Annotated in this window: 16 protein-coding genes; 12 read left to right on the forward strand and 4 right to left on the reverse strand. The window is 67.7% G+C overall.

What is annotated here, in order from left to right; translation table 11 throughout:
• Nucleotides 1-187: 187 nt before the first annotated feature.
• From AC07AG_RS13325 to AC07AG_RS13340, 4 genes are all read right to left on the reverse strand, one after another.
• Nucleotides 188-988 carry a succinate dehydrogenase/fumarate reductase iron-sulfur subunit gene (locus AC07AG_RS13325; protein ID WP_478754723.1) on the reverse strand — a complete coding sequence of 267 codons (801 nt, stop codon included), beginning with the start codon at nucleotides 986-988 and terminating at the stop codon, nucleotides 188-190.
• Nucleotides 985-2922, reverse strand: coding sequence for a fumarate reductase/succinate dehydrogenase flavoprotein subunit (locus tag AC07AG_RS13330; RefSeq protein ID WP_478754725.1), 1938 nt, complete (start codon nucleotides 2920-2922; stop codon nucleotides 985-987). The genes AC07AG_RS13325 and AC07AG_RS13330 overlap by 4 nt, the downstream gene beginning before the upstream one ends.
• On the reverse strand, nucleotides 2922-3755 hold the full coding sequence (locus AC07AG_RS13335; RefSeq protein WP_478754727.1) for a hypothetical protein: 834 nt from the start codon (nucleotides 3753-3755) through the stop codon (nucleotides 2922-2924). The genes AC07AG_RS13330 and AC07AG_RS13335 overlap by 1 nt, the downstream gene beginning before the upstream one ends.
• 83 nt (nucleotides 3756-3838) lie before the next feature.
• Entirely contained in the window at nucleotides 3839-4153 is a 315-nt protein-coding gene (locus tag AC07AG_RS13340) for a hypothetical protein (RefSeq protein ID WP_478754729.1), read from the reverse strand.
• 367 nt (nucleotides 4154-4520) lie between these two features.
• Here AC07AG_RS13340 and AC07AG_RS13345 point away from each other — a divergent pair, with 367 nt between their 5' ends.
• From AC07AG_RS13345 to AC07AG_RS13400, 12 genes are all read left to right on the forward strand, one after another.
• On the forward strand, nucleotides 4521-6923 hold the full coding sequence (locus tag AC07AG_RS13345; RefSeq protein ID WP_478754731.1) for an ABC transporter family substrate-binding protein: 2403 nt from the start codon (nucleotides 4521-4523) through the stop codon (nucleotides 6921-6923).
• 301 nt (nucleotides 6924-7224) lie between these two features.
• A complete protein-coding gene (gene typA / locus AC07AG_RS13350) occupies nucleotides 7225-9099 on the forward strand; it encodes a translational GTPase TypA (protein ID WP_361050582.1) in 1875 nt (624 codons plus the stop codon).
• Nucleotides 9100-9757: 658 nt separating this feature from the next.
• The gene (locus tag AC07AG_RS13355) at nucleotides 9758-11383 is read left to right on the forward strand and encodes a peptide ABC transporter substrate-binding protein (protein WP_478754733.1); all 1626 of its coding nucleotides are present in this window, start codon (nucleotides 9758-9760) and stop codon (nucleotides 11381-11383) included.
• Nucleotides 11384-11464: 81 nt separating this feature from the next.
• Nucleotides 11465-12394, forward strand: a complete 930-nt coding sequence (locus AC07AG_RS13360) for an ABC transporter permease (RefSeq protein WP_249587956.1) — start codon at nucleotides 11465-11467, stop codon at nucleotides 12392-12394.
• Complete coding sequence (locus AC07AG_RS13365) at nucleotides 12387-13349, forward strand: ABC transporter permease (RefSeq protein ID WP_478754736.1); 963 nt, start codon at nucleotides 12387-12389, stop codon at nucleotides 13347-13349. The genes AC07AG_RS13360 and AC07AG_RS13365 overlap by 8 nt, the downstream gene beginning before the upstream one ends.
• Before the next feature lie 11 nt (nucleotides 13350-13360).
• Nucleotides 13361-14422 (forward strand): ABC transporter ATP-binding protein, encoded by a 1062-nt coding sequence (locus tag AC07AG_RS13370; RefSeq protein WP_478754738.1) that lies wholly within the window; start codon nucleotides 13361-13363, stop codon nucleotides 14420-14422.
• On the forward strand, nucleotides 14415-15563 hold the full coding sequence (locus AC07AG_RS13375) for an ABC transporter ATP-binding protein (protein ID WP_249587953.1): 1149 nt from the start codon (nucleotides 14415-14417) through the stop codon (nucleotides 15561-15563). Before AC07AG_RS13370 ends, AC07AG_RS13375 begins: the two co-directional genes overlap by 8 nt.
• A gap of 143 nt (nucleotides 15564-15706) precedes the next feature.
• Nucleotides 15707-16252: a SigE family RNA polymerase sigma factor gene (locus tag AC07AG_RS13380; RefSeq protein WP_478754740.1), complete on the forward strand. Its 546-nt coding sequence runs from the start codon at nucleotides 15707-15709 to the stop codon at nucleotides 16250-16252.
• Complete coding sequence (locus AC07AG_RS13385; RefSeq protein ID WP_478754742.1) at nucleotides 16245-16904, forward strand: hypothetical protein; 660 nt, start codon at nucleotides 16245-16247, stop codon at nucleotides 16902-16904. The genes AC07AG_RS13380 and AC07AG_RS13385 overlap by 8 nt, the downstream gene beginning before the upstream one ends.
• 185 nt (nucleotides 16905-17089) lie before the next feature.
• Nucleotides 17090-18721 (forward strand): peptide ABC transporter substrate-binding protein, encoded by a 1632-nt coding sequence (locus AC07AG_RS13390; RefSeq protein WP_478754744.1) that lies wholly within the window; start codon nucleotides 17090-17092, stop codon nucleotides 18719-18721.
• Nucleotides 18722-18791: 70 nt separating this feature from the next.
• A complete protein-coding gene (locus tag AC07AG_RS13395; RefSeq protein ID WP_478754746.1) occupies nucleotides 18792-19715 on the forward strand; it encodes an ABC transporter permease in 924 nt (307 codons plus the stop codon).
• Complete coding sequence (locus AC07AG_RS13400) at nucleotides 19708-20685, forward strand: ABC transporter permease (RefSeq protein WP_478754768.1); 978 nt, start codon at nucleotides 19708-19710, stop codon at nucleotides 20683-20685. The genes AC07AG_RS13395 and AC07AG_RS13400 overlap by 8 nt, the downstream gene beginning before the upstream one ends.
• The last annotated feature ends 2 nt before the right edge of the window (nucleotides 20686-20687 follow it).

The raw sequence follows: 20687 nt of genomic DNA on the forward strand, positions 1-20687 counted from the left end.
ACAGCCGTGGAAGAGAAAGAAGCCAGGGAAGAGGAAGAAGCCGAGGTAGAGGAAGAGTTCATGCCTCAATGCTGATCTCGTCCCGAGCCCGTGACCATGGGGGAAATCTTGAGTCTTCGGCGTGGGGGATTACCCCCACGCCGAAGACTCAAGATCCTCCCACGCAAGCCTCAGCCGATCCCCAGGGCTATCGTTCCCCCCGCCGCCGAATCTTGTTCCCGAGCCAGACCAGCGGATCGTACTTCCGGTCAACCGCCCGTTCCTTCAGGGGAATCAGCGCGTTGTCCGTGATCTTGATGCCCTCCGGGCACACCTCCGTGCAGCACTTCGTGATGTTGCAGTAGCCGAGTCCGTGCTCGTCCTGGGCGGTCTGCTTGCGGTCGAGGCCGCTCTCCGCCGCCGCGTCCAGCGGGTGCATGTCCAGTTCCGCCACCCGCATCAGGAAGCGCGGACCCGCGAACGCCGTCTTGTTCTCCTCGTGGTCGCGCACGACATGGCACGTGTCCTGGCACAGGAAGCACTCGATGCACTTGCGGAACTCCTGGGAGCGGTCGACGTCCGCCTGCTGCATGCGGTACTCGCCGGGGCCGAGGTCCGCCGGTGGCACGAAGGCCGGTACTTCCCGCGCCTTCGTGTAGTTGAAGCCGACGTCCGTCACCAGGTCCCGCACCACGGGAAAGGCCCGCAGCGGTGTCACCGTGATGACGTCATCGCGGCTGAACACCGACATCCGCGTCATGCACATCAGCCGTGGCCGGCCGTTGATCTCCGCCGAGCACGAACCGCACTTGCCCGCCTTGCAGTTCCAGCGCACCGCGAGGTCGGGAGTCTGGGTCGCCTGCAGGCGGTGGATGATGTCGAGGACGACCTCGCCTTCGTTGACCTCGACCGTGAAGTCCTCCAGGTCGCCGCCCTTGACGTCCCCGCGCCAGACCCGGAACCGCGCGTCGTACGACGTACTCGAAGAACTCGGTGTAGCGGTACTCACTCGTAAAGCTCCTCTTCGGCCAGGTACTTGACCAGCTCTTCCTTCTCGAAGAGAGCAAGCAGGTCAGGACGGATGGGCTCGGTGGTGACCCGCACCAGGTCGATCTGGCCGCGCACGGGGTCCGTGGCCGCAAGACCACCCGAAGGGTCCGTGAGCTGGCAGAGCAGATTCGCGCGGCGCCATTCGCGGTTCATGCCCGGATGGTCCTCGCGGGTGTGCCCGCCCCGGCTCTCCGTGCGCTCCAGGGCGGCCCGCGCCACGCACTCGCTGACAAGAAGCATGTTGCGCAGGTCGAGCGCGAGGTGCCAGCCGGGGTTGAACTGGCGGTGGCCCTCGACCCCGGCCCGCCGTGCCCGTACCCGCAGTTCCGCCAGCTTCTCCAGGGCCTGTTCCATCTCGCCCTCGCGGCGGATGATGCCGACCAGGTCGTTCATCGTCTGCTGCAGTTCCTGGTGGAGGGTGTACGGGTTCTCCGGCGTCGCCCCGTCCTCGGGGCCCTCCGCGCTGAACGGCCGCAGCGCCTCGGCCGCGGCCGTGTCCACCTGGACCTCGTCGACCAGGGGCCGCGCGTCGGCCCCGGGGAACCCTGCCGCGTACCGCGCCGCGTGCAGTCCCGCGCGCCGTCCGAAGACCAGCAGGTCGGAGAGGGAGTTGCCGCCGAGCCGGTTGGAGCCGTGCATGCCGCCGGCGACCTCGCCCGCCGCGTACAGACCCGGCACGCGCTGTGCCGCCGCCGTGTCCGACTCGACCGCGATGCCACCCATCACGTAGTGGCAGGTCGGTCCGACCTCCATCGCCTCGGCCGTGATGTCGACGTCCGCGAGCTCCTTGAACTGGTGGTACATGGAGGGGAGTCGGCGCCGGATGACCTCGGCGGGCATGCGCGTCGACACGTCGAGGAAGACCCCGCCGTGCGGCGATCCGCGGCCCGCCTTCACCTCGGAGTTGATGGCGCGCGCCACTTCGTCGCGCGGCAGCAGCTCAGGGGGACGGCGGTTGTGGTCCGGATCCTCGTACCAGCGGTCGCCCTCGTCCTCCGACTGCGCGTACTTCTCCTTGAAGACGTCCGGTACGTAGTCGAACATGAAACGCTTGCCTTCGGAGTTGCGCAGTACTCCGCCGTCGCCGCGCACCGACTCGGTGACCAGGATGCCCTTCACCGAGGGCGGCCAGACCATCCCCGTCGGGTGGAACTGCACGAACTCCATGTTGAGGAGCGGCGCACCGGCGAGCAGCGCGAGCGCGTGCCCGTCACCGGTGTACTCCCACGAATTCGACGTCACCTTGAAGGACTTGCCGATGCCACCGGTCGCCAGGACCACACTGGGGGCTTCGAGCACGAAGAAGCGGCCGGACTCGCGGTCGTAGCAGAACGTTCCGCTGACCCGCTCGCCCTCCTTCAGCACGCGGGTGACCGTGCACTCCTGGAAGACCTTCAGGCGTGCTTCGTAGTCTCCGAATTCGCGTTCGTCCTCCTGCTGGAGGGAGACGATCTTCTGCTGGAGCGTACGGATCAGTTCGAGGCCGGTCCGGTCGCCCACGTGCGCCAGGCGTGGATACTCGTGCCCCCCGAAGTTGCGCTGGGAGATGCGGCCGTCCGCGGTGCGGTCGAACAACGCGCCCCAGGTCTCCAACTCCCAGACCCGGTCGGGTGCTTCGCGTGCGTGCAGCTCGGCCATCCGCCACTGGTTGAGGAACTTGCCGCCGCGCAGGGTGTCGCGGAAGTGGACCTGCCAGTTGTCGCCGGAGTTCACGTTGCCCATGGAGGCGGCGATGCCGCCCTCGGCCATCACCGTATGGGCCTTGCCGAACAGGGACTTGCAGATCACGGCCGTACGCGCGCCCTGCTCCCGTGCCTCGATCGCGGCCCGCAGGCCCGCTCCTCCGGCTCCCACCACGACAACGTCCCACTGCTGCCGCTCCACTTGAGACATCAGAACAACCTCGGATCATCGAAGGCGCCGGACGCGATCAGATACACGTAGAAGTCGGCGAGCGCCACACTCACCAGGGAGGCCCAGGCGAGCAGCATGTGCCGTGCGTTCAGTTTTCCGACCCACTGCCACATGCGGTACCGCACGGGATGCTTGGAGAAGTGCTTGAGCTTGCCGCCGACGATGTGCCGGCAGGAGTGACAGGAGAGCGTGTACGCCCAGATCAGCGTGATGTTGACCAGCATGACGAGGGTGCCGAGGCCCATGTGGCCCCACTCGTAGTGCTCGTCGCGGAACGAGAGCACGGTGTCGTACGTGAGGATGCCCGCCACCGGAACCGCCGCGTAGAAGAAGTAGCGGTGGATGTTCTGCAGGATGAGCGGGAAGCGGGTCTCTCCGGAGTACTTCTTGTGCGGCTCGGCGACCGCGCAGGCGGGTGGCGAGGCCCAGAAGCCGCGGTAGTAGGCCTTGCGGTAGTAGTAGCAGGTCAGGCGGAAGCCGAGCGGGAAGATCAGGATGAGCAGGGCGGGGGACAGGCCCCACCAGCTGCCGAAGATCTCCCAGTTGGGCCCTGACCGCATCGGCTCGCAGTTCTCGGCGAGGCACGGCGAGTAGAACGGTGAGACGTAGGGCGCCGCGTAGTAGTCCGCGTTCGCGAAGGCCCGCCACGTCGAGTAGACGATGAAGGCGAAGAGGCCCGCGGCGGTCGCGGCGGGCGCGAGCCACCAGCGGTCGGTCCGCAGATGGGCAGCGCTGATCGCGGCGCGCGTCGCCGCTCGTACGCCGCCGGGATCCTGACCGCTGTTCAGATGGGGTTCCGTGCCAGTGGCCAACGAGGCTCCACTCCTTTGTCCTCAGGTGGGCGTGTCCCTCGGGTGGGCGGCGAGGCTCAGTCGCTCGGGGCGCGCGGGTCGGCTCAGGGGGCGCGCCGGTCGCTGGCGCCGAGGCCCTCGTCGTCCGAGTCCGTCCACAGCGAGCTGTCGTACGGCGTATCGGGGATGGTGACCAGGTCGGGGCGCTTCTGTGGTGCGCCGCCTGGGCCCGGGGTCGTGGCGCGAAGGAGCGCGACGCTCTCGCGCAGGTGGTCGGTGTCCGTGCGGACGCGGCGGACGTCGATCCCGGCAGGACCGCCCTGGGAACCCTCGCCGACCTGCTGCTCCAGCTTGCCGACGGTGCGGACCAGATCGTCGACGCAGCGCTGAACAGCCGTCAGATCATCCTGCAGAGCCATGACTTGCCCTCACTTCAGGGGTGCGGCGGCAACGTTCATGCGCCTGCGAGTGTCGCGCGTCACATCCCGGCTTGTGAAGGGATCTGCCGGGATTCCCGGCTCGCAGGCGCTGAAATGCGCCGGGGTGCATGCCGCCGTCCCGACCGTGCGTCGGGGCGCGCGCCGACGCCGTCGTCACGCTCGGTCACGCCTGGTTGGGCCGCACGAGTGGGATCTGGCGCCCCCACGCCGTGTCGCTCCCGTGTGCCGTCCCCGGTCCCCTTCAGTGGGTCGATAGATGTGATCAGCTCCATATACCGCCAAACGTGATCAAACCCGGCCCCGGTCCTGGTAGCGGGCGGCCGGGCGAGCCCCGGAGGTACCCGCCATGTCCCCAGACCGCGCCAGACTGAGATCTGCCGTGTTCCTCGCCACGGGCGTGCTAGCTCTGCCCGCCCTCGCCGCCTGCAGCTCTCAGGACGAGGCAGGCTCCCCGACCGCAGGGCAGGACGTCGCGCCAGCGGCCCGGGATCTCGTCGCCGACGGCGGGACCATGAACTGGGCCGTCGACGCGATGCCGGAGACCCTCAACTCCTTCCAGTCGGACGCCGATTCGGGCACGACCCGGATCGCCGGCGCGGTGCTGCCGTCGATGTTCCGCCTCGACGCGCAGGGCAGGGCGCAGCAGAACACCGACTTCCTGGAGTCCGCGAAGGTCGTCGAGAGCGAGCCCAAGCAGGTCGTGCTCTACAAGCTCAACCAGCAGGCGGTGTGGAGCGACGGCCGGGAGATCGGGGCCGATGACTTCGCGGCGCAGCAGCGTGCCCTGTCCGGGAAGGACAGCGCGTACTGGACGGCGCGCAACGCGGGCTACGACCGCATCGAGAAGGTCGAGCGCGGCGCGAACAACCTGGAGGTGCGTGTCACCTTCAACAAGCCGTACGCGGACTGGCGTTCGCTCTTCTCGCCGCTGTACCCGAAGGAGGTCATGGGTACTCCTGACACCTTCAACGACGGTGCGCGGCACAAGCTCAAGGTGAGCGCGGGTCCCTTCGCGGTGCAGGACTTCGACAGCAAGGCCGACGAGGTCACGCTGACCCGCAACCCGCGCTGGTGGGGCAGGCCCGCCAAGCTCTCCAAGGTCGTCCTGCGCGAGGTCCCGCGCGAGGAGCGCGCCGCTGCCCTCGCGCAGGGCAAGGTCGACCTCGCCGAGGTCGACGCCCCGGAGGCGCGACGCATCACGAATGCCGCCCGTGACCAGGGCGCCCAGGGTCCGCTGAGCCACGGCCCCGAGGCGCAGCTGACCCCGGCCAAGGCGCTGCGCTCCTGGGCGATCGCCAACGGCTCCGACGAGGAGGCGGCCGACACCGAGCAGCAGGCCCGCGAGAAGACCCACAAGGCGATCAAGAAGTACGCCACCGAGCAGACGGGCCTGCGGGGCTACACCGTCCGCAAGTCCCTCGAACCGGCCTACACCCAGCTCGCCCTCAACGGCACCGAGGGACCGCTCGCCGACGACCGGGTGCGCCGCGCGGTGGCCCGCGCTCTTGACCGCGACGAGCTCGCCAAGGCGGTCCTGACGCCGCTCGGCCTGCCCGCGGAGCCGGTCGGCAGCCACCTGGCCCTCGCCGGGCAGCAGGCGTACGCGGACAACAGCGGGGCCCTGGGCGACCAGGACACCACCGAGGCGCGGGCGCTGCTCGCGGACGCGGGGTGGACGCCGGGCGGTCCGCTGAAGGAGCCGAAGGGCAAGACGGCCGGGAGCGAGGCGGACGCCAAGAAGGCGAAGAAGGAGTCCCGCTCGGATTCGGACTCCAGCTCGGACTCCAGCTCGGACTCCGGCTCGGACTCGGATTCAGGGGAGGACTCGGGCGACGACGGCACGTACGTCGTCGGCGAGGACGACCAGAAGGCCGAGGACGACCAGAAGCCGGGCGACAGCGGCACCTCGGTGCTCGCGCCCGCTCCCGCGGCGGCCTACCAGGAAGCGGCGCTGACCCGCCAGGCGGCGTCCCTCACGGCTCACCGCGAGGCGGACAAGGAGAAGAAGAAGGACCCCGGCGGGCACGCCAAGCAGCACGCCGAGAAGCGCTCGGAGAAGCGGGCCGAGAAGCGCGCGGAGAAGCACTCCGAGAAGCAGGCCGCCAAGGGCGGCGCGCCCGGCGCGTACGCCCCCAAGGGCACCGCGGCGCCCGCCGCGGCGGACCCGGCGGCGGGCGGCCCCATGGCGAAGGACGGCAAGCCGCTCACCCTCCGCTTCGTCCTGCCGTCCGGCGAGGGCTCGGAGTCGCTGCGGACCGTGGCCGACCGGATCTCGCGGATGCTGGAGAAGATCGGCATCCGCACGGAGACGGCGAAGGTCTCCGACGACAGCTACTTCAAGGACCACATCGCGTCGGGGCAGTACGACCTCGCCCTCTACTCCTGGCCCGCGTCGGCCTTCCCGGCCACGGACGCGCGTCCGATCTTCGCCAAGCCGGTGCCGGCCGCGGACGGCTCCCTGAATGTCGAGCAGAACTACACGCGGGTCGGTACGGACCACATCGATCAGTTGTTCGATCAGGCGATGGGTGAGCTCGACGAGGACGAGAGCCGCGCCCTGGTCAGGAAGGCCGACGCCCGCATCTGGGCCGAGGCGGGATCCATTCCCCTCTATCAGCGCCCCCAGCTGATGGCGGCCCGGACGAATCTCGCGAACGCGGGCGCCTTCGGCTTCCAGTCCCCGGTCTTCGAGGACATGGGCTTCCTGAAGCCGGGCGCGAAGCCCTCGGGCAAGCCGGCGGCGAAATAGCTCCGTCCGGCAGCTCCCTGCGACAGCTGTCGGAGGTCACGCTCAGATTCCGCTCAACTCCCTTGCCCGTCGGCACCACCGGCGGGCAAGGTCATTTCCACCCATTGACCTGCACGTTCTGTCCAGCAGCACCGATAAACCCCTGAAACCCCTGGTCAGACCCCTACGAGGGCCCCGCGGAGGTCACCTCCACGTAAGGCACGTAGACTGGGGTGAGGCCGTGGCGTGTTCTGCCCGGCAGGGCACGCGTACCGGACCGTACGCGCCGCCGTCCACTCTTCCCGGGAGAAGCGCAGCTCGTATGCCCACGCGCCATGACATTCGTAATGTTGCCATCGTCGCCCACGTCGACCACGGCAAGACCACCCTGGTCGACGCCATGCTCAAGCAGGCCGGCTCCTTCGCCGCGCACGCAGCCGAGTCCCTCGACGACCGCATGATGGACTCGAACGACCTGGAGCGTGAGAAGGGCATCACGATCCTGGCCAAGAACACGGCCGTCAAGTACCACCCCAAGGATGGCGGAGACGTCATCACCATCAACATCATCGACACCCCCGGCCACGCCGACTTCGGTGGTGAGGTCGAGCGCGGCCTGTCGATGGTGGACGCGGTCGTCCTCCTCGTGGACGCCTCTGAGGGCCCGCTGCCCCAGACCCGCTTCGTGCTCCGCAAGGCCCTCGCGGCCAAGATGCCGGTCATCCTGTGCATCAACAAGACGGACCGCCCCGACTCCCGGATCGCCGAGGTCGTCGACGAGACGTACGACCTGTTCCTGGACCTGGACGCGGACGAGGACCAGATCGAGTTCCCGATCGTCTACGCCTGCGCCCGTGACGGCGTCGCCTCGCTGACCAAGCCGGAGGACGGCACCGTCCCGGCCGACAGCGAGAACCTGGAGCCGTTCTTCTCCACGATCCTGGACACCGTCCCGGCTCCGGAGTACGACGAGGAGGCCCCGCTCCAGGCTCACGTCACGAACCTGGACGCCGACAACTTCCTCGGCCGTATCGCCCTGTGCCGTGTCGAGCAGGGTGAGCTGAAGAAGGGCCAGACCGTCACGTGGATCAAGCGCGACGGCACGATGTCCAACGTCCGCATCACCGAGCTGATGATGACGGAGGCGCTCACGCGCAAGCCCGCCGAGAAGGCTGGCCCGGGTGACATCTGCGCCATCGCCGGTATCCCGGAGATCATGATCGGTGAGACCCTCGCCGACCCCGAGAACCCGATCGCGCTCCCGCTGATCACGGTCGACGAGCCCGCGATCTCCATGACCATCGGCACCAACACCTCGCCGCTCGTCGGCAAGGGCGGCAAGGGCCACAAGGTCACCGCCCGCCAGGTGAAGGACCGTCTGGACAAGGAGCTCATCGGTAACGTCTCGCTCCGTGTCCTGGACACCGAGCGTCCCGACGCCTGGGAGGTCCAGGGCCGTGGTGAGCTCGCGCTCGCCATCCTGGTCGAGCAGATGCGCCGCGAGGGCTTCGAGCTGACCGTCGGCAAGCCCGAGGTCGTCACCAAGCAGATCGACGGCAAGACGTACGAGCCGATCGAGCGCATGACGATCGACTCGCCCGAGGAGCACCTCGGCGCCATCACGCAGCTGATGGCGACCCGCAAGGGCCGCATGGAGACGATGACCAACCACGGCTCCGGCTGGATCCGCATGGAGTGGATCGTTCCGTCGCGTGGCCTCATCGGCTTCCGTACGGAGTTCCTGACCCAGACCCGCGGCACCGGCATCGCGCACTCGATCTTCGAGGGTCACGAGCCGTGGTTCGGCGACCTGCGCACCCGTCACAACGGCTCGCTCGTCGCGGACCGTTCGGGTTCGGTCACGCCGTTCGCGATGGTCAACCTCCAGGAGCGCGGTGTCATCTTCACCGAGGCCGGCACCGAGGTGTACGAGGGCATGATCGTCGGCGAGAACTCGCGCGCCGACGACATGGACGTGAACATCACCAAGGAGAAGAAGCTCACCAACATGCGTGCGGCTTCCGCGGACACGACCGAGAACGTCGTGCCCGCCCGCAAGCTGTCGCTCGAGCAGTCCCTGGAGTTCTGCCGCGACGACGAGTGCATCGAGGTGACCCCGGAGACCGTGCGCATCCGCAAGGTCGTCCTGGACGCCAAGCAGCGTGGCCGCTCCGCCTCGCGCGCCAAGCACGGCTAAGGCCGGAGCAAAGCCGGGACAAAGCTTTGTGCGGGGCCCAGGGCTCCGCACCACCCGGCGCAACTGCCGCTGACGCCCGGCGAATTCGGCACCCGAGGCCGGTTTCCGCCCCTCCCCAGGGAGAGGCGGGGGCCGGCCTCTCGCGCTGTCTGGCCCGGATACCCCTTTGCGGGACCCTCAGCGGCACTACGCTGGCCCACACCCCGGGGGCGCGGGTTCTTCCGCCGCCGCGACTCTCCGCGCATCTACGCGCGTCCACAGAGCCGCCCCCGAAAGCGCCGCGAGGCCGCCGCGACTCGCCTCCGGCGCGGTCCGTCGCAACCGGTTTTCCTGGGCCATCTGTCCGGAATGCGGACGCCGTTGACCGTTAGATGTGTAACACGTCCGTTTCGCAACCATCTATCTCGGATCGGTTTGTCCGGATTTTGGAAGTTGTACGCACCAGGTGTGATTGAACCGAGACCAAAAGAGTGTGGTCGGGCGGTACCTCATGGCTAATAGTTGACCGCGTATAGCTCGGGTCAATGGGTCACGCGCTGTGGGGAGCGCCGACTCACGAGCACACTGGGGTACTCGATCTACGCGCCGTCAGGGGTGTCGGCGCGGTTTCTCGTACCCCCTCTTGTAGTGAACAAGTGGACTCATGAGGAGGAACCCCATGCGTGGTGCCAAGAGCGCCAAGTGGGTCGCGATAGCGGGTGTCGTGGCGCTGACGGCAACGGCCTGCGGCGGCGGCAGCGACAGCGGCGGCAACAGCGGCAAGGTCGACCCCAAGGGGATCGTCAGTTACGCCAACGGTGAGCCGCAGAACGCCTTGCAGCCTGCCAACACCATGGAGGCGTACGGCAGCGTCGTCATCAACTCCCTCTTCACGGGGCTTGTCAACTACGACAAGCAGGGGAACATCACGTACGAGAACGCCGAGTCGGTCACCCCCGACAAGAGCAACAAGGTGTGGACCGTCAAGCTCAAGCCGGGGTGGAAGTTCCACAACGGCGAGGCCGTCACCGCCAAGTCGTACGTGGACGCCTGGAACTGGTCCGCCGACCCGGCCAACGGTCAGCAGAACAGCGCCTGGTACCGCGACATCGTCGGCTACGACAAGGTCCACCCCGAGAAGGGGAAGGGCACGGGCAAGACCATGTCCGGCCTGAAGGTCGTCGACGACAACACCTTCACGATCACGCTGAACACGGGTATCCCGTACTACGCGTACAAGCTCGTCTACTCGCCCTTCTACCCGCTGCCCTCGGGCGCGCTGAAGGACCCGAAGAAGTTCGGCGAGGCGCCGGTCGGCAACGGTCCCTACAAGTTCAAGAGCTGGGACCACAAGAAGTCGATCCAGGTCACGGCCTGGCCGCAGTACAAGGGCGCCAACAAGCCGAAGAACGGCGGCGTCAACTTCAAGGCGTACACGACGCCGCAGGCCGCCTACAACGACCTGCGCTCCGACAACGTCGACACGATGCCGATCATCCCCGACAGCGAGCTCGCCAACTTCAAGCAGGACTTCGGCGACCGCGCGATCGAGCAGGACTTCTCGGCGATCAACACGGTCAACCCGGCGTTCTACAGCAAGACGTTCAAGGACATGGACGTCAAGGTCATCCAGGGCCTCTCGATGGCCATTGACCGCGACACCATCGCCAAGCAGACGTTCGCCGGCACCCGTGAGTCCGCCTCGGGCTGGGTCGCCAAGGGCGTCAAGGGCTACAAGGCCGGCGCCTGTGGTGAGTTCTGCAAGTTCAACCCGAAGAAGGCCAAGCAGTTCGTCAAGGACGGCGGCGGCGTTCCCGGCAACAAGATCACCATCCAGTACAACGCCGACCAGCCCCACGAGGGCTGGGTCACGGCGGTGTGCAACAGCATCACCAAGTCGACCGGCGTGAAGTGCACCGGCGACCCGAAGACCGACTTCCAGGCCGACACCGAGGTGCGGGACAAGAAGCAGGTCAAGGCGATGTACCGGTCGGGCTGGGTGCTCGACTACCCGTTCAACGGCAACTTCCTCGCCGACCTCTACGGCACGGGCGTCGACGGCAACAAGGGCGGCTTCTCGGACAAGAAGTTCGACGAGCTGACCAAGAAGGCCGACGCGGCGAAGACGATCGACGAGTCCGCCGCGCTGTACCAGGAGGCCGAGAAGGAGCTCGTCAACACCTTCCCGGGCATCCCGCTCTGGTACAACAAGACGCTCTCCGCTTACTCGAAGAACGTGAAGGGCGTCGAGTTCGACCAGGCTGGCGACCCCGTCCTCACCGACATCGAGGTCTTCGAGAAGTAGGCGTCGGAGGCCAGTTCCCGAAGCGACGCCCGGCGATCCCGGGCGTCGCTTCGGGCGGCTCCGGATTGGACGGAGGCACCAATGGGGCGTTATGTCGCGCGGCGACTGCTCCAGATGATCCCGGTTTTCATCGGGACAACCCTGTTGATCTTCATCATGGTCAACGTGCTCCCCGGCGACCCCGTGCGGGCGCTGTGGGGAGACAAGCCGCCGGACCCGGCACAGGTGGCGCAGATTCGCCACGACCGAGGTCTGGATCTGCCGCTCTGGCAGCAGTATCTGCACTACATGGGCGGTCTTCTGCAAGGAGACTTCGGCAAGACCATCGCCGGTAACCGGCCGGTCCTCGACGAGATCTCCCAGGCGTTCCCGGTCTCGATGCGACTGGCCTCCATGGCCTGGACGTTCGAGCTCATCGTCGGCATCACGCTCGGCGTTCTCGCCGGTGTGCGGCGCGGCCGGTTCGTCGACAACACCGTGACGCTGTTCACGCTCCTCGTGATCTCCGTTCCGATCTTCGTCATCGGACTGCTCTGCCAGCTGTTCTTCGGCAACGAGCTGGGGTGGATCACACCCACGGTCCAGGACTCCGAGAGCATGAGCCAGTTGCTGGTCCCCGCGATCGTGCTCGGCATGGTCGGCCTCGCGTACGTGGCAAGACTGACGCGTACGTCGATCGCCGAGAACCGGTCGGCCGACTACATGCGGACCGCTGTCGCCAAGGGACTGCCGCGACAGCGCATCGTCACCCGGCATCTGCTGCGCAACTCGCTGATCCCCGTGGTGACTTACCTCGGCACGGACATCGGCACCCTGATGGGTGGCGCGGTCATCACCGAGGGCATCTTCAACGTGACGGGCGTCGGCAACCTCCTCTTCCAGGCTCTCGCCCGCCGTGAGGGCGCGGTCATCGTCGGTGTCGTCACCGTCCTGGTGATCGTGTACCTCATAGCCAGCCTGATCGTCGACCTGCTTTACGCGGTCCTGGACCCGAGGATCCGTTATGCCTGACCTCACCAAGACCTCCACCACGGACGAGAAGGCCGCGGCGCAGGACGAAGTCGTGGCAGGTGCCGCGGTGTCCGCGACGCCGGCGCCCGGGAAGCCCCGCAGCCTCGGGGCGGATGCCTGGCGGGACCTCCGCCGCAATCCGCTCTTCATGATCTCCGCGGTGCTCATCGTGGTCCTGGCCATGGTCGCGCTCGTGCCCGGCCTGTTCACCAGCACGGACCCGACGAGCGGCGACCTGGCGAACGACTTCCTGAAGCCTCCGGAGCTCGGCCACTTCTTCCAGGCCGACTGGTTCGGGTTCGACCGCCAGGGCCGCAGCATCTACGCCCGCGTCGTCTACGGCACGCGGAACTCGATCCTCGTCGGCGTCGGCGTGACCATCCTCGTCACGCTGTTCGGCGGCCTGTGCGGCATGCTCGCCGGTTACTTCGGCGGCTTCTGGGACAGCCTGCTCTCCCGGCTCACGGACGTGTTCTTCGGCATCCCGTTCCTGCTCGGCGCCATGGTCGTCCTGAACGCGTTCACCAACCGCACGGTGTGGGTCGTCATGGGCGCCCTCGCCTTCCTGGGCTGGACGCAGATCGCCCGCGTGATGCGCGGTGCGGTCATCACCACCAAGCACGCCGACTACGTGGTGGCGGCGCGCGCGCTCGGCGCCGGGACCAAGCGGATCCTGTTCCGCCACATCCTGCCGAACGCGCTGGCTCCAGTGATCGTCGTGGCGACCATCTCGCTCGGTACGTACATCGTCGCCGAGTCGACGCTGTCGTATCTGGGCCTCGGCCTCGCCGACGACGCGATCTCCTGGGGCGGCGACATCTCCAAGGCGACGCAGGACATCCGGAACAACCCGCACACGCTGTTCTTCCCGGCAGGAATGCTGAGTATCACGGTGCTGGCGTTCATCATGATGGGTGACGCCGTACGCGAAGCCCTCGACCCGAAGCTGCGCTGAGGGAGGCGTAAATGACCAGCATCGACATCAAGGAAGACTCGGTTCCCGCCCCCCGCTCGGGCGAGGAAAAGGGCGGCAGGCTCCTGGACGTCAAGGACCTGCACGTCGAGTTCCACACCGGCGAAGGCGAAGTCAAGGCCGTCAACGGCGTCAACTACAGCGTGGACGCGGGCGAGACGCTCGCCGTCCTCGGTGAGTCGGGCTCCGGCAAGTCCGTGACGGCCCAGGCCATCATGGGCATCCTCGACATGCCGCCCGGCAGGATCCCGCAGGGCGAGATCCTCTTCCGCGGCCAGGACATGCTCAAGATGTCCAACGAGGAGCGCAGGAAGATCCGCGGCCGCAAGATCGCGATGATCTTCCAGGACGCGCTGTCGTCGCTCAACCCCGTGCTCTCGGTGGGCTATCAGCTCGGCGAGATGTTCCGGGTGCACGAGGGCATGAGCCGCAAGCAGGCCAAGGCCAAGGCGATCGAGCTCATGGAGCGGGTGAAGATCCCGGCCGCCAAGGAGCGGGTGAACGACTACCCGCACCAGTTCTCCGGCGGTATGCGCCAGCGCATCATGATCGCGATGGCACTCGCCCTGGAGCCGGACCTGATCATCGCGGACGAGCCCACCACGGCTCTCGACGTGACGGTCCAGGCACAGGTCATGGACCTGCTCGCCGATCTCCAGCGCGAGTACAACATGGGTCTGATCCTGATCACCCACGACCTGGGTGTGGTCGCGGACGTCGCCGACAAGATCGCGGTGATGTACGCGGGCCGGATCGTCGAGACGGCCCCGGTCCACGAGCTCTACAAGCGCCCCGCGCACCCGTACACGCGCGGTCTGCTCGAGTCGATCCCCCGTCTCGACCAGAAGGGCCAGGAGCTCTACGCGATCAAGGGCCTGCCGCCCAACCTGCTCCACATCCCGCCCGGTTGTGCCTTCAACCCGCGCTGCCCCAAGGCGCAGGACATCTGCCGTACGGACATTCCGGCCCTGGTGCCGGTGGCCGAGCAGGACGGGTCGGAGATGCCGGGCCGCGGCAGCGCGTGCCACTTCTGGAAGGAGACGATCCATGGCTGAGCTCAAGAAGACCGACGAGCCTCAGGACGCGACCCCGAACGTCTCCGAGGTGGAAACGGTCGACGCGGCCACCGCCGAGGAGGCCGTGGCCGCGATCGAGGCACCGGTCGAGCGGGGCGAGCCGATCCTGCAGGTCCGCAACCTGGTGAAGCACTTCCCGCTCACGCAGGGAATCCTCATCAAGAAGCAGATCGGCGCGGTCAAGGCGGTCGACGGGATCTCCTTCGACCTCTACCAGGGCGAGACGCTCGGCATCGTGGGTGAGTCCGGCTGTGGCAAGTCCACCGTCGCCAAGCTCCTGATGACGCTGGAGCGGGCCACCGCGGGCGAGGTCTTCTACAAGGGCCAGGACATCACCAAGCTGTCCGGGCGCGCGCTGAAGGCGGTCCGCCGCAACATCCAGATGGTGTTCCAGGACCCGTACACCTCGCTCAACCCCCGTATGACGGTGGGCGACATCATCGGGGAGCCCTTCGAGATCCACCCCGAGGTGGCTCCCAAGGGCTCGCGCCGCCAGAAGGTCCAGGACCTCCTGGACGTGGTGGGCCTGAACCCGGAGTACATCAACCGCTACCCGCACCAGTTCTCGGGCGGCCAGCGCCAGCGCATCGGCATCGCGCGCGGTCTGGCCCTGAACCCCGAGATCATCATCTGCGACGAGCCGGTCTCGGCCCTGGACGTCTCCGTCCAGGCCCAGGTCATCAACCTGATGGAGAAGCTGCAGGACGAGTTCAACCTCTCGTACCTCTTCATCGCGCACGACCTGTCGATCGTCCGGCACATCTCGGACCGCGTGGGCGTGATGTACCTCGGCAAGATGGCGGAGATCGGCTCGGACGAGCAGATCTACGAGCACCCGACGCACCCGTACACGCAGGCGCTGCTCTCCGCGGTGCCGGTGCCGGACCCGGAGGCTCGTGAGGGCCGCGAGCGGATCATCCTCACCGGCGACGTCCCGTCCCCGGCGAACCCGCCCTCGGGCTGCCGCTTCCGCACCCGCTGCTGGAAGGCGGAGGCGAAGTGCGCCGAGGAGACCCCGCTGCTCGCGATCCCGCAGCGGTTCGCGGGCCAGGACACCCCGGCGGCGCATGAGTCGGCGTGTCACTTCGCGGAGGAGAAGGACGTCGTGCACGCGGCGTAGTCTCGGCCTCGGCTCTTGGCCGTACGTGATGGGGGCGCCCGGAACCACTCGGTTCCGGGCGCCCCCATTTTTCGTGCGTAACGTCCGGGCGCCGCCGAGCGTGTCCAGGTCAGAAGCGGAACCCAGGGACGGACGGGGGGACGATGACCACACGGCCAAAAGACGCGGGCCACCACGCGGACCACTCCGCGGAGTTCGACGCGTTCTACGCCGCGACCGCCAAGAGACTGGTCGCCACGGTCTATGCGATGACCGGTGATCTGGCGGAGGCGGAGGACGCCGTGCAGGAGGCGTATGTGCGGGCGTGGCAGCGGTGGGAGCGGCTGACGCGGGAGGGCGATCCCTTGCCGTGGGTGCGCACGGTGGCGTCCCGGCTCGCCATCAGCGCGTGGCGGCGGACCAGGGGCCGGCTGCGCGCGCAGTTCCGGCACGGAGCCGCGGCCGACGTGCCCGAGCTGTCGGCGGACCGGGTCGCGCTGGTGGAGGCGCTGCGTGAACTGCCGGCTCAGCAGCGCCACGTGGTGGTGCTGCACCACCTGCTCGACCTTCCCGTGGACCAGATCGCCCGGGAGACGGGCGCGTCCAACGGGGCGGTTCGCACCCGGCTGAGCCGGGCCCGCAAGGCACTGGGGGAGCGCCTGACCGACACGACTGCTTTCACCGCGGAAGGGGCGGCCCACCATGGCTGAGGTCGAAGAGCTGCTGGACGACGTCGTCGTACGGATGCCGAGCGGGGCCGAGCTGCGGGCGCGGGGCGAGAGGCGGACCGCGCGCAGGCGTGTCGCCGGGGGAGTGGCTGTCGCCGCGGTGGTGACGGGGGCGCTGACATGGGGCGTTGCCTCCGGGGGGAGCGGCGGCGACGGCAGGGAGGTGCGGCCCGCGGCCACGCCGACGGCGAATCCCTTCAAGGTGGGCGGAGTCGTGCGGCTCCTGACGCCCGAGCTCATGCCGCAGGCCGCGAAGTGGCACTGGACGGGCATGGAGGAGGAGGTGATGGTGGACCTGCCCCTGCCGAAGGTGGGCGGGGACAACAGCTGCCCAGGATCGGACGCCGGGCGGAAGGCGCCGAGCCAGGTCCAGTACGGCACGGAGTACTACGGCGACAAGGGCGCCCGCGCCAGGCAGCGGGTCACCGAGTACGACAGTGAATCCGTCGCGGCGGACGAGGTGTCCCTCCTGCGCGACGCACTGACCGAATGCGGTCTGCGGGAGCACACGGAGGGGGCGGACCCGTACTGGTCCGGCACCACGGAGTCCTCGTCGCGGCTCCGCGTCAGCGTCGAGCGGTGGCGCGGCTGGGTGTCCGTGGTGGAGATCGAGGTGGAGGGGCGGCGCGGATGACGGGGCGGCCCGTGTCCGGGCGGGCGGGACTCGCGCCTCCCCGCCCGCCGGTCTCTCCCCGCAGCGGCATCCGAGGGTTTCCCCGGTCCTACTAGCCCCGGAAAGCCCCCATAAAGATGCGGAGAGCCACTCACTGCGGTGTATTTGGGCCTAAGTCAGACTTAGGCCTGAAAGGGAGGCTCTCCATGCGTGGAGCCACGCACGCCAAGTGGGCCGCATGCGCGGTGACCGTCGCACTCGCGGCGACCGCCTGCGGTGGAGGCGGGGACAGCGGCGGTGGCGGCGACGGCTCCGGGATCGTGGGCTCCTCGTGGGGGGATCCGCAGAACCCGCTGGAGCCCGCCAACACCAATGAGGTGCAGGGCGGCAAGGTGCTCGACATGATCTTCCGCGGTCTGATGCGGTACGACCCGAAGACCGGCGAGGCCAAGAACATGGTCGCCGAGAAGATCGACACCAAGGACTCGCAGACCTTCACCGTGAAGATCAAGGACGGCTGGAAGTTCAGCAACGGCGAGAAGATCACCGCGAAGTCCTTCGTCGACGCCTGGAATTACGGCGCCCATCTGAAGAACAATCAGAAGAACGCCTACTTCTTCGGCTATATCGAGGGCTACGACAAGGTCCACCCGGAGAAGGGTGACGCCAGTGCCGACACGCTCTCCGGACTGAAGGTCGTCGACGACACCACCTTCACCGTCAAGCTCACGCAGAAGTTCTCCACCTGGCCCAAGACCCTCGGCTATCCGGCCTTCGCGCCGCTGCCCAAGGCGTTCTACGACGACCACGACGCGTGGCTCGCCAAGCCCGTCGGAAACGGTCCGTACACCGTGGACTCGTACGCCAAGGGATCGAAGATGTCCCTGCGGAAATGGGACGGGTACAGCGGTGAGGACAAGGCGCGGAACGGCGGTGTGGACCTGAAGGTCTACACCGACAACAACACCGCCTACACGGACCTGATGGCGGGCAACCTCGACCTCGTCGACGACGTTCCCGCCTCGCAGCTCAAGAACGCCAAGAACGACCTGGGTGACCGCTACATCAACACCCCGGCGGGCATCATCCAGACGCTCGCCTTCCCGTTCTACGACAGCAAGTGGTCGAAGGCCGGAATGGAGAAGGTCCGCCAGGGGCTCTCCATGGCGATCAACCGTGAGCAGATCACCGAGACCATCTTCCAGAAGACCCGTACCCCCGCCACCGACTGGACGTCGCCGGTGCTCGGCGAGGCAGGCGGCTACAAGTCCGGGCTCTGCGGCGACCCCTGCAAGTACGACGCGGACCAGGCGAAGAAGCTGATCGCGGACGGCGGCGGCATCCCCGGCGGCACGCTGAAGATCACGTACAACGCGGACACCGGCTCGCACAAGGAATGGGTCGACGCCGTCTGCAACTCCATCAACAAGGCCCTGGGCAATGACAAGTCCTGTGTCGGAAGTCCGGTCGGCACTTTCGCCGACTTCCGCAGCAAGGCCTCACAGCAGAAGCTGGACGGAGCCTGGCGCGCGGGCTGGCAGATGGACTACCCGCTGATCCAGAACTTCCTGCAGCCGCTGTACTACACGGACGCCCCGTCCAACGACGGAAAGTGGTCCGACAAGAAATTCGACGAGCTCGTCGACAAGGCCAACGCCGAGACCGACACCGCGAAGGCCGTCTCCACCTTCCAGGACGCCGAAAAGGTGCTCGCCGAGCAGATGGCGGTCATTCCGCTCTGGTACCAGAACGGCAGTGCCGGCTACTCGGACAAGGTCTCCGACGTGACGCTGAACCAGTTCAGCGTCCCGGTCTACAACGAGATCAAGGTCAGCTGAGGCCAGGGAGCGGTCATCCGGCGCGGTGATGCGCGCCGGATGACCGCTCCCGTTACTTCCGGAGCCCTTCATGGGACGTTATGTGATCCGGCGTCTGCTGCAGATGATCCCCGTCTTCTTCGGCGCCACGCTGCTGATCTTCCTGATGGTGAACGTGATGGGCGACCCCATCGCGGGCCTGTGCGGGGACCGAAAGTGCGACCCCGCGACGGCCGAGCAGCTGAAGAAGGAATTCGGCCTCGACAAGCCCGTGTGGCAGCAATACGCGACCTATATGGGCAATGTCTTCACCGGCGACTTCGGTACCGCCTTCAACGGGCAGAAGGTCACCGAGCTGATGTCGACGGCCTTCCCGCTCACGATCCGGCTGACGCTCGTCGCGATCGTCTTCGAGATCGTCATCGGCATCTCGCTGGGCGTCGTCACGGGGCTGCGGCGCGGGCGCCCCATCGACACCGTCGTGCTGCTCCTGACGCTCGTCGTCATCGCGATCCCCACCTTCGTCACCGGCCTGCTGCTCCAGCTGCTGCTCGGCGTCGAATGGGGCGTCATGAAACCCTCCGTCTCCTCGGAGGCGCCCCTGAACGAACTCATCGTGCCGGGCCTCGTCCTCGCCTCGGTCTCCCTGGCGTACGTCACCCGGCTCACCCGGACCTCCATCGCCGAGAACCGCCGCGCCGACTACGTCCGCACGGCCATCGCGAAGGGACTGCCCAGGCGCCGCGTCATCACCCGGCACCTGCTGCGCAATTCACTCATCCCGGTGGTCACCTTCATCGGCACGGACATCGGCGCGCTGATGGGCGGCGCGATCGTCACCGAGCGGATCTTCAACATCCACGGCGTCGGCTTCCAGCTCTACCAGGGGATTCTCCGCCAGAGCACACAGACCGTCGTCGGCTTCGTGACCGTCCTCGTCCTGGTCTTCCTGGTGGCCAACCTGGTCGTCGACCTCCTGTACGCCGTACTCGACCCGAGGATCCGCTATGCCTGAACCCCGAGAGCCAGACGGAGCCATCGCCCCGACCGGTGCGGGCGGCGCGATGGACCTCGCGGCGACCGAGGGGTCGACGCTGGAGAAGACCCCCGGCGGCCCGCAGGGCACAGGGCCGTCGGCCCCGGCCCGCAGCCTGTGGTCCGACGCCTGGCGCGAGCTGCGACGGAACCCGATCTTCATCATCTCGGGCCTCATCATCGCCTTCCTCGTCGTCATCTCGATCTGGCCGTCCCTGATCGCCTCCGGCAACCCGCTCGACTGCGACCTCGCCAACGCCCAGAAGAGCTCCACCTCAGGCCATCCCTTCGGCTTCGACGGACAGGGCTGCGACGTCTACACGCGGACCGTGTACGGGGCCCGCGCCTCGGTCACCGTCGGCGTCTGCGCCACGCTCGGTGTCGCGATCCTGGGCAGCGTGCTCGGCGGGCTCGCGGGGTTCTTCGGCGGGTTCTGGGACGCGATCCTCTCCCGGATCACCGACGTCTTCTTCTCCATCCCCGTCGTGCTCGGCGGCCTGGTGCTCCTGTCGGTCGTCACCAGCAACACCGTCTGGCCGGTGATCGGCTTCATGGTCCTGCTCGGCTGGCCGCAGCTCTCGCGCATCGCCCGCGGATCCGTCATCACCGCCAAGCAGAACGACTACGTCCAGGCGGCGCGGGCCCTCGGCGCGTCCAACTCGCGGATGCTCCTGCGGCACATCGCGCCGAACGCGGTCGCGCCGGTGATCGTGGTCGCCACCATCGCGCTCGGCACGTACATCGCCCTGGAGGCGACCCTCTCGTACCTCGGTGTGGGTCTGAAGCCGCCGACCGTGAGCTGGGGCATCGACATCTCGGCCGCCTCCCAGTACATCCGCAACGCCCCGCACATGCTGCTCTGGCCCGCCGGCGCGCTCGCCATCACCGTGCTCGCGTTCATCATGCTCGGCGACGCGGTGCGCGACGCCCTCGACCCCAAGCTGAGGTAGGC

This window comes from Streptomyces sp. NPDC044044, assembly GCF_056434405.1.

What these genes read in the sequence shown, in the direction of transcription:
- AC07AG_RS13370 (WP_478754738.1), top strand. Translation starts at nt 13,361, where the DNA reads ATGACCAGCATCGACATCAAGGAAGACTCGGTTCCCGCCCCCCGCTCG.
- AC07AG_RS13365 (WP_478754736.1), top strand. Translation starts at nt 12,387, where the DNA reads ATGCCTGACCTCACCAAGACCTCCACCACGGACGAGAAGGCCGCGGCG.
- AC07AG_RS13345 (WP_478754731.1), top strand. Translation starts at nt 4,521, where the DNA reads ATGTCCCCAGACCGCGCCAGACTGAGATCTGCCGTGTTCCTCGCCACG.
- AC07AG_RS13380 (WP_478754740.1), top strand. Translation starts at nt 15,707, where the DNA reads ATGACCACACGGCCAAAAGACGCGGGCCACCACGCGGACCACTCCGCG.
- AC07AG_RS13375 (WP_249587953.1), top strand. Translation starts at nt 14,415, where the DNA reads ATGGCTGAGCTCAAGAAGACCGACGAGCCTCAGGACGCGACCCCGAAC.
- AC07AG_RS13395 (WP_478754746.1), top strand. Translation starts at nt 18,792, where the DNA reads ATGGGACGTTATGTGATCCGGCGTCTGCTGCAGATGATCCCCGTCTTC.
- AC07AG_RS13330 (WP_478754725.1), bottom strand. Translation starts at nt 2,922, where the DNA reads ATGTCTCAAGTGGAGCGGCAGCAGTGGGACGTTGTCGTGGTGGGAGCC.
- typA (WP_361050582.1), top strand. Translation starts at nt 7,225, where the DNA reads ATGCCCACGCGCCATGACATTCGTAATGTTGCCATCGTCGCCCACGTC.
- AC07AG_RS13390 (WP_478754744.1), top strand. Translation starts at nt 17,090, where the DNA reads ATGCGTGGAGCCACGCACGCCAAGTGGGCCGCATGCGCGGTGACCGTC.
- AC07AG_RS13355 (WP_478754733.1), top strand. Translation starts at nt 9,758, where the DNA reads ATGCGTGGTGCCAAGAGCGCCAAGTGGGTCGCGATAGCGGGTGTCGTG.
- AC07AG_RS13340 (WP_478754729.1), bottom strand. Translation starts at nt 4,153, where the DNA reads ATGGCTCTGCAGGATGATCTGACGGCTGTTCAGCGCTGCGTCGACGAT.
- AC07AG_RS13400 (WP_478754768.1), top strand. Translation starts at nt 19,708, where the DNA reads ATGCCTGAACCCCGAGAGCCAGACGGAGCCATCGCCCCGACCGGTGCG.
- AC07AG_RS13385 (WP_478754742.1), top strand. Translation starts at nt 16,245, where the DNA reads ATGGCTGAGGTCGAAGAGCTGCTGGACGACGTCGTCGTACGGATGCCG.
- AC07AG_RS13360 (WP_249587956.1), top strand. Translation starts at nt 11,465, where the DNA reads ATGGGGCGTTATGTCGCGCGGCGACTGCTCCAGATGATCCCGGTTTTC.